Annotated in this window: 5 protein-coding genes and 1 pseudogene; 3 read left to right on the top strand and 3 right to left on the bottom strand. The window is 72.5% G+C overall.

All coding sequences use genetic code 11. The features are described from left to right. Positions 1 to 35 precede the first annotated feature (35 nt). From ACFYY6_RS09390 to ACFYY6_RS09380, 3 genes and pseudogenes are all read left to right on the top strand, one after another. A pseudogene (locus ACFYY6_RS09390) lies at positions 36 to 1424 on the top strand (alpha-amylase family protein); the annotation flags it as partial. Positions 1425 to 1549: 125 nt separating this feature from the next. Beyond that, a complete protein-coding gene (gene pulA, locus ACFYY6_RS09385) occupies positions 1550 to 6862 on the top strand; it encodes a pullulanase-type alpha-1,6-glucosidase (RefSeq protein WP_389192370.1) in 5313 nt (1770 codons plus the stop codon). A gap of 189 nt (positions 6863 to 7051) precedes the next feature. Then, a complete protein-coding gene (locus ACFYY6_RS09380) occupies positions 7052 to 9088 on the top strand; it encodes a regulator (protein ID WP_351524364.1) in 2037 nt (678 codons plus the stop codon). 108 nt (positions 9089 to 9196) lie between these two features. Here ACFYY6_RS09380 and ACFYY6_RS09375 read toward each other — a convergent pair whose 3' ends face one another. From ACFYY6_RS09375 to ACFYY6_RS09365, 3 genes are all read right to left on the bottom strand, one after another. Next, positions 9197 to 9961: a TetR/AcrR family transcriptional regulator gene (locus ACFYY6_RS09375; RefSeq protein WP_386608705.1), complete on the bottom strand. Its 765-nt coding sequence runs from the start codon at positions 9959 to 9961 to the stop codon at positions 9197 to 9199. 166 nt (positions 9962 to 10127) lie between these two features. Further along, positions 10128 to 10946 (bottom strand): hypothetical protein, encoded by an 819-nt coding sequence (locus tag ACFYY6_RS09370; RefSeq protein WP_389192367.1) that lies wholly within the window; start codon positions 10944 to 10946, stop codon positions 10128 to 10130. A gap of 134 nt (positions 10947 to 11080) precedes the next feature. Continuing rightward, complete coding sequence (locus ACFYY6_RS09365; protein WP_351524367.1) at positions 11081 to 11689, bottom strand: winged helix-turn-helix domain-containing protein; 609 nt, start codon at positions 11687 to 11689, stop codon at positions 11081 to 11083. Positions 11690 to 11910 lie beyond the last annotated feature (221 nt).

The raw sequence follows: 11910 nt of genomic DNA, 5'->3' as shown, positions 1-11910 counted from the left end.
CGTGACCCGCATTTCTCCCCGCAACAGGAGGAAACATGGCACGCACAGCACTGCGCGGACCCCTGTCCGCGGCGCTCGCCCTGGCGGCGGGCGCCACCGTCCTCATGGCCCCCGCCGCCACCGCCGAGGCGTCCGCGCCCGGCGACAAGGACGTCACCGCCGTTCTCTTCGAGTGGAAGTTCGACTCCGTCGCCCAGGCGTGCAAGGAGTCCCTGGGGCCGGCCGGCTACGGCTACGTACAGGTCTCACCGCCCCAGGAGCACATCCGGGGCGACCAGTGGTGGACCTCGTACCAGCCCGTCGGCTACCGGATAGCCGGGCGGCTCGGCGACCGCGCCTCCTTCGCCGCCATGGTGAACGCCTGCCACGAAGCGGGCGTCGGCGTCGTCGTGGACTCCGTCATCAACCACATGGCGGCGGGCTCCGGCACCGGCACCGGAGGCACCTCGTACACGAAGTACGACTACCCCGGCCTGTACTCCGCGCCCGACATGGACGACTGCACCGCGCCGGTCACCGACTACCGGGACCGGGCGAACGTCCAGAACTGCGAACTCGTCGGCCTCGCCGACCTGGACACCGGCGAGGAGTACGTCCGCGGCAGGATCGCCCGCTATCTCGACGACCTGCGCTCGCTCGGCGTCGACGGCTTCCGTATCGATGCGGCCAAGCACATGCCCGCCGCCGACCTGGCGGACATCAAGTCCCGGCTGAGCGACCCGGACGTCTACTGGAAACAGGAGGTCATACACGGGGCGGGGGAGGCCGTCCAGCCCGAGGAGTACGCCGGCAACGGGGACGTCCAGGAGTTCCGCTACGCACGCGGCCTCAAGCAGGTCCTCACCGGCGAGAAGCTCGCGTATCTGAAGAACTACGGCGAGGACTGGGCCTTCATGCCCTCGTCGACGGCCGCGGTCTTCGTCGACAACCACGACACCGAACGCGGCGGCGACACGCTCAGCTACAAGGACGGCGCCGCGTACACCCTCGCCCACGTCTTCATGCTGGCCTGGCCGTACGGCTCGCCCGACGTCCACTCCGGGTACGAGTGGTCCGACAAGGACGCCGGGCCGCCGGGCGGCGGTACGGTGAACGCCTGTTACCGCGACGGCTGGAAGTGCCAGCACGCCTGGCCGGAGATCTCCTCCATGGTCGCCCTCCGCAACACCGCGCGCGGCGAGCCCGTCACCGACTGGTGGGACGACGGCGGCGACCGGATCGCGTTCGGCCGCGGCGCCCGGGCGTACGTCGCGATCAACCACGAGGGTTCCCCGCTCAACCGCACCTTCCAGACCTCGCTGCCCGCCGGTGACTACTGCGACGTCCAGTCCGGCAGGGGCGTCACCGTCGACTCCTCCGGCCGCTTCACCGCCACGCTCGGCGCCGACACGGCCGTCGCCCTGCACGTGGGCGCTCGCACCTGCGGCGACTGACCCGGCCGACCGGTCCGGGGCGCCCCGCACACCCGGGCGCCCCGGACCGGCGCGCTCCGCCGACGGGCCCCGCCCCGTCCCCCGATTCCCACAGCACACGCAAGGAGAATCCGCACGTGTCCCGCTCCCTCCTCGGACGGGGAATCGCGGCCGCGCTCTGCGCCGCGCTCCTCCCCGTCGTCCCGGCGGCCTCCGCCTCCGCCGCACCGAGACCCCCGTCCCCGCCCTCCGACGCCCGGCTGGCCGCCGAACCGGCCCGCCACGACCTGACGCGCGAACAGTTCTACTTCGTCCTGCCCGACCGGTTCGCGAACGGCGACCCCTCCAACGACCGTGGCGGGCTGACCGGTTCACGCCTGCGGACCGGCTACGACCCCACGGACAAGGGTTTCTACCAGGGCGGCGACCTCAAGGGCCTGACCGACCGCCTCGACTACATCAAGGGCCTCGGCACCACCGCCATCTGGCTCGCCCCGATCTTCAGGAACCGCCCCGTCCAGGGCACCGGCAAGGACGCCTCGGCCGGCTACCACGGCTACTGGATAACCGACTTCACCCAGGTCGACCCGCACTTCGGCACCAACGCCGACCTGTCGAAGCTGATCGACAGGGCCCACGCCAAGGGCATGAAGGTCTTCTTCGACGTCATCACCAACCACACCGCGGACACCGTCGACTACGCCGAGAAGACCTACGGCTACCGGCCGAAGGGCGCCTACCCGTACCTGGACAGGGACGGCCGCCCGTTCGACGACGCCAAGGGCTTCGCGAAGGTGGACGCGGACTCGTTCCCGTACACGCCCGAGAACACCGGGAACAAGGTCCCGGCCTGGCTCAACGACCCGACGATGTACCACAACCGCGGCGATTCGACCTTCGCCGGCGAGTCCGCCACCTACGGCGACTTCGCCGGGCTGGACGACCTGTGGACCGAGCGGCCCGAGGTCGTCTCCGGCATGGAGAAGATCTACGAGAAGTGGGTCAGGGACTTCGACATCGACGGCTTCCGGATCGACACCGTCAAACACGTCGACCTGGACTTCTGGACCCAGTGGGCCACGGCCCTGGACGCCTACGCGGCGGAGCGCGGCCGTGCGGACTTCTTCATGTTCGGCGAGGTCTACTCCGCCGACACCGCCGTCACCTCGCCCTACGTCACCCGGGGCCGGCTCGACGCGACGCTCGACTTCCCCTTTCAGGAAGCGGCACGCCAGTACGCCTCGCAGGGCGCCCCGGCCGCGAAGCTCGCGGCGGTGTTCGCCGACGACTACCGCTACACCACCGACAAGGCCAACGCCTACGAGCAGGTGACCTTCCTCGGCAACCACGACATGGGCCGCATCGGGACGTTCCTGAAGCAGGACAACCCGAAGGCCGACGACGCGGAACTCCTCCGGCGCGCGGAGCTCGCCAACGAGCTGATGTTCCTCGGCCGGGGAAACCCCGTCGTCTACTACGGCGACGAACAGGGCTTCACTGGAGCGGGCGGTGACAAGGACGCCCGCCAGACCCTGTTCGCCTCGAAGACCGCCGACTACCTCGACGACGACCGGATCGGTACCGACCGCACCCACGCCGACGACGCGTACGATCCGAGCCACCCGCTGTACCGGAGCATCGCCGCGCTCTCCGAACTGACCAGGAAGAACCCGGCACTGCGCGACGGCGTCCAGACCGAGCGGTACGCGCAGGGCTCCGTCCACGCCTTCTCCCGCACGGACCCCGAGAAGCCGAACGAGTACCTCGTGGCCACCAACAACGCCACCGCCCCGCGCACCGTCGAGCTTCCCACCGCATCGCCCGGCATGGACTTCCGTACGCTGTACGGAGGTTCCGGGACGGTCCGCAGCGGCGCCGACAAGAAGATCACGGTCACCGTGCCCGCCCTCTCCAGCCTCGTGCTGCGCGCCGAGAAGCCGATGGCCGACCCCGCCACCAGGCCCTCGATCACCCTGAAGGCGCCCGCCGCCGGAGCCACCGGCACCGTGGAGCTCTCCGCCGACGTCGACGGCGGACAGCTGAACCGCGTCGTCTTCGCCGCCCAGACCGGCAACGGCAAGTGGGTCACCCTCGGCTCCGCCGACCACGCCCCGTACAAGGTCACCCAGCACCTGGACGGCAAGGTGGCGGCCGGAACACCGCTGCGCTACAAGGCGGTCGTCGTCGACCGCGCAGGCCGCACCGCGAGCGCCCTCGCCGCGACCACCGCCGGACAGGCCCCCGCCGAGACGAAGCCCGTGGCCGTCCAGCGCGACCACGCCGTGGTCCACTACCGGCGCGCGGACGGCGACTACGATGGCTGGAAGCTCAGGTCCGGCGACGCGACGGCCGACTTCGTCGGGCGCGACGCGTACGGAGCCTTCGCCTGGCTCAAGCCCGACCAGGACGCGTCCACCCTCGCGTACACCGTCGAGAAGGACGGCACCGCCGACGGACCGCGGCGCACCGTCGACCTCGCGAAGACCGGAGAGGTCTGGATCGAGCAGGGCGAGGACGGCCAGGCCGACACGGCACCCGACGGCGCCTACCCGCCGCAGGACACCACCAAGGCCGTACTGCACTACTACCGGCCCGACGGCGACTACGACGGCTGGGGGCTGCACACCTGGACCGGTGCCAAGAACCCCACCGACTGGGCCGAGCCGCTCCGGCCGGTGAAGAAGGACGCCTCCGGCGCCACCTTCGAGGTGCCGCTCACCGACGGCGCCACCTCGCTCGGCTACATCCTGCACAAGGGCGACGAGAAGGACCTCCCCGGCGACCAGTCGCTCGACATCGCCACCTACGGGCACGAGGTCTGGATGCTCGGCGCCACGCCCGGCTACCTGCTGCCCCAGGCCGGCGGCGTACCCGCGCCCGACCTCGGCAAGGCCGAGGCGCAGTGGATCGACGCCGACACCGTCGTATGGAAGGTGAAGGCCACCGCGGCCACCAGCCAGCAGCTCGTCCACGTACCGGGCGGCGCCCTCTCCGTCGTCGACGGGGAGCTCTCCGACCAGGGCCAGTGGCTGCGGCTCACTCCTTCCGCGCTGACCGACGCGCAGAAGGCCGCGCACCCCAACCTCAAGGACTACCCGGCGTTCACCGTCGACGTTCGGGACCGCGACCGGGTCCGTGACGCGCTGCGCGGCCAGCTGATCGCCACCCAGCGCGCCGCCGACGGCGCCCTGCTCGCGGCCACCGGCGTCCAGACCGCGGGCGTGCTCGACGACCTGTACGGGAGGCACGCGGCCACCGCCCCGCTCGGCCCGGTGTTCGACCACGGCCGCCCCACCCTGTCCGTGTGGGCGCCCACCGCCCGTACCGTCGCCCTCGAACTCGACGGCCGCACCGTCCCCATGCGCCGCGACGACCGTACCGGCGTCTGGTCCGTCACGGGCACGAAGAAGTGGACGGGCAAGCCCTACCGCTACGTGGTCGACGTCTGGGCGCCCGCCGTCGGGAAGTTCGTCACCAACAAGGTCACCGACCCCTACTCCACCGCCCTGACCACCGACTCGGTCCACAGCCTCGTCGTCGACCTCGACGACCCGCGGCTCGCGCCCGAGGGCTGGAACGGGCTGAGGAAGCCCGCCGCCGTCCCGCTGCGCGAGGCCCGGATCCAGGAACTGCACATCCGCGACTTCTCGATCGCGGACCGCACCTCGAAACACCCCGGCCAGTACCTCGCCTTCACCGACACCCGCTCCGACGGCATGAAGCACCTCAAGAGGCTCGCCGACGCCGGAACCAACTACGTCCACCTGCTGCCCGCCTTCGACATCGGAACCATCCCCGAGAAGAGGTCCGACCGCACCGAACCCGCCTGCGACCTGTCGGTGTACGCCCCCGACTCCGCCGAGCAGCAGGCGTGCGTGGCCGCGGCCGCCGCCCGCGACGGCTTCAACTGGGGCTACGACCCGCTGCACTACACCGTCCCGGAGGGCTCCTACGCCTCCGACCCGGACGGCCCCCGCCGCACCGTCGAGTTCCGCCGGATGGTGCAGGGACTCAACGGCGCGGGCCTGCGCACCGTCATGGACGTCGTCTACAACCACACCGTCGCCGCCGGCCAGGACGACAAGTCCGTGCTCGACCGGATCGTGCCCGGCTACTACCAGCGGCTGCTGGACGACGGCACCGTCGCCACCTCCACCTGCTGCGCGGGCACCGCGCCCGAGCACACCATGATGGGCCGGCTCGTCGTCGACTCGGTCGTCACCTGGGCTCGGCAGTACAAGATCGACGGCTTCCGCTTCGACCTGATGGGCCACCACCCCAGGGCCAACATCCTCGCCGTCCGCAAGGCGCTGGACGCGCTGACCATGGCCAAGGACGGCGTCGACGGGAAGAAGATCGTCCTGTACGGGGAGGGCTGGAACTTCGGCGAGGTCGCCGACGACGCCCGGTTCGTCCAGGCCACGCAGAAGAACATGGCCGGCACCGGCATCGCCACCTTCTCCGACCGCGCCCGCGACGCCGTGCGCGGCGGCGGCCCCTTCGACGAGGACCCGGGCGTGCAGGGCTTCGCCAGCGGTCTGTACACCGACCCCAACACCTCACCGGCCAACGGCACGAAGGCCGAGCAGAGGGCCCGGCTGCTGCACTACCAGGACCTGATCAAGGTCGGCCTGACCGGCGGCCTCGCCGACTACACCTTCACCGACTCCTCGGGCCGTGCCGTCAGGGGCTCCGAGGTCGACTACAACGGCGCTCCCGCCGGATACGCCGCCGCCCCCGGCGACGCCCTCGCCTACGTCGACGCGCACGACAACGAGTCGCTGTACGACGCGTTCGCCTTCAAGCTCCCGGCGGGCACGAAGGCGGCGGACCGGGCCCGCGCGCAGGTCCTCGCGATGGCGACGGCCGCCCTCTCGCAGGGCCCCTCGCTCTCCCAGGCGGGCACCGACCTGCTGCGCTCCAAGTCCCTGGACCGCAACTCGTACGACAGCGGCGACTGGTTCAACGCCCTGCACTGGGACTGCCGCGACGGCAACGGCTTCGGCCGCGGACTGCCCCCGGCCGCCGACAACGCGTCCAAGTGGTCCTACGCCCGGCCGCTGCTCGCCGACGCCGCCCTCCGGCCGGGGTGCGCGCAGATCGAGGGCGCCTCGGCCGCCTACCGCGACCTGCTGACCATCCGCGCCACGGAACGGGACTTCGGCCTCGCCACCACCGACCGGGTGCAGTCCGCCCTGTCCTTCCCGCTCTCCGGGAAGGACGAGACGCCGGGCGTGATCACCATGCGCCTCGGCAGGCTGCTCGTCGTCTTCAACGCCACCCCCGGCACCAGGACGCAGACGGTCACGGCTCTGGCGGGGAAACGGTTCGCCCTGCACCCTGTCCAGGCGAAAGGCGCTGATCCTACCGTCAAGAAGTCGACGTGTGAGCAAAGTTCAGGAAGTTTCACCGTTCCGGGACGCACGGTGGCGGTGTTCGCCCAGAACTGAGCCGCGACAGTACTAGGTTGGGCACCAGGCAGCCGCCGGGGAGTGCGCACCTGAGCACCCCCCCCGGTACGCCCTTCCCACCCCCGGCCGGTCCCGGCCCCTTCTCCGGTACCCCAGGTCCCTCCCATGCCTGGGGCGTACGGACCAGGGCCGGGGCCGGTCGGTCCACCTGTTTCAGTGACGGTGACCATGGCGAGCGACATCCCCGAGGAGACGACCAGCTTTGTCGGACGGAAAGCGGAACTGGCCGGGCTCGAACGCACCGTCGCCGCTCACCGGCTGACCACCCTCACCGGAAGCGGAGGCGTCGGCAAGACCAGGCTCGCCGCCCGCACCGCACGACAGGCGGCCTCCGCGTACCGCGACGGGGCCCGCTGGGCGGACCTGTCCCCGCTGCACGACGACAGCCTGCTCATCGCGACCGTCTCCGACGCGGTCGGGCTCTCCGACCACACCCTGCGCATGCCCATCGACGCGCTGTGCGAATGGCTCGCCGACAAGGAACTGCTGCTGGTCCTCGACTCCTGCGAACACCTGCTACCGGCCAGCGCGCACCTGCTCGGCGAGGTCCTCACCACCTCGCCCGGCCTCACCGTGCTGGCCACCAGCAGGCAGCCGCTCGGTCTGCGGGGCGAACGGCTCGTCGAGGTCGAGCCGCTGCCGGTCGAGGGCGCGGGCGACGCACTGACCCTGTTCCGGGACCGGGCCGTGACCGCGGCCCCCGGACTCACCCTCCACGCACCGGCCGACACCGCGGCCGCCGCCGAGATCTGCCGCCGTCTCGAAGGCATTCCGCTCGCCATCGAACTCGCGGCCGGGGCCCTCGGCGGGGAGAGCGTCGAGCAGGTCGCCGCCCGGATCCGCACCCGCTTCGACGTGCCGGCCGACGACACGGTCCTGCCGCCGCGCCACCGCACCCTGCGCACCGCCATCGGCTGGAGCCATGAACTGTGCACCCCTCTGGAGCGGCTGCTCTGGGCGCGGCTGACCGTCCTGCGCGGCGACTTCGACGAGGCCACCGCCCGCGAGGTCTGCGCCGACGGACCGCTCACCGCGGACGGGGTCACCGGGGCGCTGAACGGCCTGGTCGCCAAGTCCGTCGTCCGACGGGACGGCGCACGCCACCGGATGCTCGACACCATCCGCGAGTACGGGCGGATGTGGCTCGCCGAACTGGGCGAGGAGCGGGCCGCCGCCGACCGGCACGCCGCCTGCTTCCTCGGTCTGGCCCGCCGGGCCCACGCGGGCTGGACCGGTGACGACCAGATCATCTGGTACCACCGCATCGCCGAGACGCACGCCGACCTGTGCGCGGCCCTCGACCATCTGCTGGTCCACGACACCGCGGCCGCCCAGGAGATGGCGGGCCGGATCGGCTTCTTCTGGTGCTGCTGCGGCCATCTGCCGCAGACCCGCGACTACGCGCGGCGCGCCCTGGACGTCGGCCCGGAACAGGGCCCGCACCGCACCCGTGCCCTGTGGGTGCTAGGCATGACCGTCATGCTCCAGGGCGACTACCCGGCCGCCCGCCGCCTGGGCCGGGAGTGCACCCGGTCCGCGTCCCGGGACGGCACCCACGAGGGCATCCTGGCCGCCGCCTACCTGTGCGGCCTCACCCATCTGATGACCGGCCGCCCCGAGGCGAGCCTGCGCCGGATCGACCAGGTCCTGCGCGTCGCCGACGCCGGGACCCGGCTCGAAGCCGTCTACCGGCTGCGCTGCCGCCTCATCACTGTCTTCGCCCTGACCAGCCTCGGCCGACTGGACGAGGCGGCCGAGGCGGCCCGCGACCTGCGCGCCGTCTGCGAGGCCCAGGACGAGCGCTGGACCCGCAGCTACGTCGACTACCAGCTCGCCCTGATCGCCCTGCTGCGGGGCGACGCCGAGGCGTCCGCCGCCCACGCCCGCGCGATGCTCGCGGGCAAGCACCGCCTGCGCGACCGCTTCGGCATCGCGCTCGGGCTGGACATCCTGGCCGCGGCGATCGCCGCCCAGGGCGCCGGCGCCCGCGCCGCCCGGGTGTACGGCACGGGCCAGGTCTACTGGCGCATGGTCGGCCACCCGCAGCGCGGCACCCCCGAGCTGGGCCCGCTGCGCGAGGCGTGCGAACGCCGGGCCCGTGAGGCCGTCGGCGACGCCGCCTTCCAGCGCGCCTTCGAGCGGGGCCGGGCGGACAACGCGGAGGTCGGTCTGGCGGCGGCGCTCCAGGGCGAACTGCTGATGTAGCGCGCGGGCGCCGGATGCCTGCGTGCCGCGGAACGCCGGGCCGCGAGCCCGTCACGACGTGCCGGGCCGGGGCGCCGGGCCGTCACGGCGTACCGGGCCGCGACCTCGTCACGGGGCGCCGGTCCGTGGGTCCGTCGTGGTGGGCGTCGCGTGTTGCGCGGTGACGGCCGGTGCGACCGGCACGGCGGGTGCCAGCGCGGAGAGCCGTTCCAGCAGCTCGCCGAACGGCCCGTCCGCCGGCTCCTGCGCGAGCACCCGCAGCACGATGCCCGCCGTCTCGGTGTCGTACGCGGCGCTCACCGCGGCCAGCGCCGCGAAGTCGTGCACCAGCTGCGTCTCCAGCTCCTCGCGCGGGACACGCCGCCCGTCCAGCCAGATCAGCGCCGTCGACTCGGCCAGCGAAACCCACGACCGCACGACCAACTCCAGCCGTGCCGGGGGGACCTCGACGCCGAGATGGGCCAGGATCTGCTCGTACGCGGCCTGCCGCACCCCGTCGATCACCGCGTTCGCCGTCGACGAGCCCGCCGCGGGCCCGCCCCGCATCAGGGCCGAGAATCCGGGGCCGTGCTCGTCGACGAAGTCGAAGAACCGCTTCATCACCTTCAACAGCCGCTGCCCGAGCGGTCCTTCACGCGGTTCGACGAACCGCGCCGCCAGCTCGTCCGCCGCCCGCCGCAGCGCCGCCTCGTACAGGCTCTGCTTCCCGGGGAAGTAGTGGTAGACCAGGGGGCGCGAGATCCCGGCCGCGGCCGCGATCTCGTCGATCGACACCTCGTCCGGGGCGCGGTGGCTGAACAACTCCAATGCCACATCGATCAGTTGCCGCCTGCGCTCCTCGACGCCCATCCTGCGCCGTACCCCGGTCGTCATGGTGGACAGCGTACTCAGTGCCGTGACCGGCGGCGTCCGCCCCCGTCGCGGCCGACGCCGCCGATCCCGGCACCGGACGGGGGCCGGTGGGAGGTGGCGGGCCGGTCCGCCACCGATCCCCGGGGCGACGGCCGGCCCGCTGCCGTCACAGGTCCAGGTCGGGAGTTCACCGGCCGCTCCTCGTGCGAAGCGACGCATCCGGATCCACGGCCCGTTCGTCCGTGGGGACGCGCGGGCGTGCGGGGGTGATGTCGCGCTCCTGGTCGTGGCCCGGCGGACCCAGCAGCGCCCCGCACACCAGCAGCGCCGCCACGGCCGCCATCGCCGCCTTCGTGTACTGGTGGCGGCGCGGCAGGTCCGGGGGGCGGACGTGGAGCGCACAGGGGTCGAACTCCGGGGAGTCGAGCAACCGGTGAGGCGTCGGCACACCGTCCGCCTCGGCGAGCGCCGCGTGCGGGTCCGCCACCCCGGCGGTGGTGAGCACCCGTCGCACCCGGGCGTCGGGCAGCCGTTCCAGGCCGCGCAGGACGCAGGCGGCGCGCCCCGCGCCGGAGAGCTCCGACAGGGCGTGCTCCAGGGCGAGTTCGTCCGATCCGCCCGAGTGCGGCACCAGCCGCAGACCCCACACCTGCGGCAACGACGCCGCCGTCCGGAGGCGGTGCCACGGGCGTTCCGCCTCCAGCGCCGCGCGCACCACCAGCCCCCGGGCGCACGTGTGGAGCGGATCCTCCGACGCCATCGGATCGCCGGGCAGGTGCGGCGACGGGATCCCGGAGCGGTCCGCGTCCGCCGTCCGGTGCGCCGACAGCAGGGCGCGCTGGGTGAGGGCGTGCGCCGTCAGCACCCGCCGATGACGGCCGAGCGACCGCGGCAGCACCAGATATCCCAGCCGGGTCAGCCGAGGGTAGTGCTCGGCGAGCGCGGCCCCGGCCCGCCCCGCGTCGGCCCGGGCGTCCGTGGAAGGTATCTCGGGCAGTGGGCGCACGCTCAGCAGAACGAACGGATCGTGCGATGGTCACTCCGCTCGACCGTTCCCGGCCCGGGGCCATCGATCCGGGCCGTCCCGGTCCGGTGGACACCCGGACCGGGACGGCCCCGTACGCGGTCCCGCTCCCGGTCTCAGGGGGCGTACTTGTACCCGACGCGCCGCACCGTCTGGATCGAACGCCGGTGCTCGGCCCCCAGCTTGCGGCGCAGCCGGGCGATGTGGACGTCCACGGTGCGCCCGTCGCCCACGTGCCCGTAGCCCCAGACCGTGGTCACCAACTGGTCGCGGGTGTGTACCCGGTGCGGATGCGCGACGAGATGGGCGAGCAGTTCGAACTCCAGGAAGGTGAGGTCGAGCGACATCCCGTCCACCGTCGCGGTGCGCTGCGCGAGATCGACGCGTACCGGACCCGCGGCCGGTTCGTCCACCGGCGACGGCACCACGTACCGGGCCGCGGCGGTCGCGGCGGCGACCGCCGACTGCTGATCGGCGGGTACGAGCACCAGGTAACCGACCATCGGCGGCCGGCCCGGCAGCGCCGGGACGGTGTGCTGGGGGGCCGGCAGCCAGGTGGCGTCCGGCGGCAGGAACTCCGCCACATCGGCCAGCTGCACGACCTCGTCGGGATCGACGGCGCGCAGCCGATGGCGGTTGGAGGAGAGGGAACGGGCGGAGGAGGCGGCGGCATTGGCCGCCGACGGTGCCGCGGTGGCGGCGGACAGGGGACGGCTGTTCTTCATGAGGTCAGCTCTTTCGCGCGAAGGAGTCGTCGATGGACGGACTTTGCTTGCGCGCGGACCGAAGGCCGCGGTGAGCGGTTTTAGAGGGCCTGCGCGTTCGACGCGCGGCAACACACCCTGTCGAAGTCGTGGTGCTGACGGGAAGGCCAGAACGGTTCGAGGTCGCTGCGACCCGTCGAGGTGTACTGGATACCGGCCATGGCCCCATTCAACCAGAGAAC

The sequence above is a fragment of the Streptomyces sp. NPDC001750 genome, from assembly GCF_042892615.1.
Classification (GTDB): domain Bacteria; phylum Actinomycetota; class Actinomycetes; order Streptomycetales; family Streptomycetaceae; genus Streptomyces.
The sequence above is the reverse complement of the archived record's forward strand: the minus strand, read 5'-3'. Positions and strand labels throughout refer to the sequence as shown.

Coding starts and splice junctions, on each gene's coding strand:
- ACFYY6_RS09380 (WP_351524364.1), top strand. CDS start 7,052: ATGGCGAGCGACATCCCCGAGGAGACGACCAGCTTTGTCGGACGGAAA.
- ACFYY6_RS09375 (WP_386608705.1), bottom strand. CDS start 9,961: ATGACGACCGGGGTACGGCGCAGGATGGGCGTCGAGGAGCGCAGGCGG.
- ACFYY6_RS09365 (WP_351524367.1), bottom strand. CDS start 11,689: ATGAAGAACAGCCGTCCCCTGTCCGCCGCCACCGCGGCACCGTCGGCG.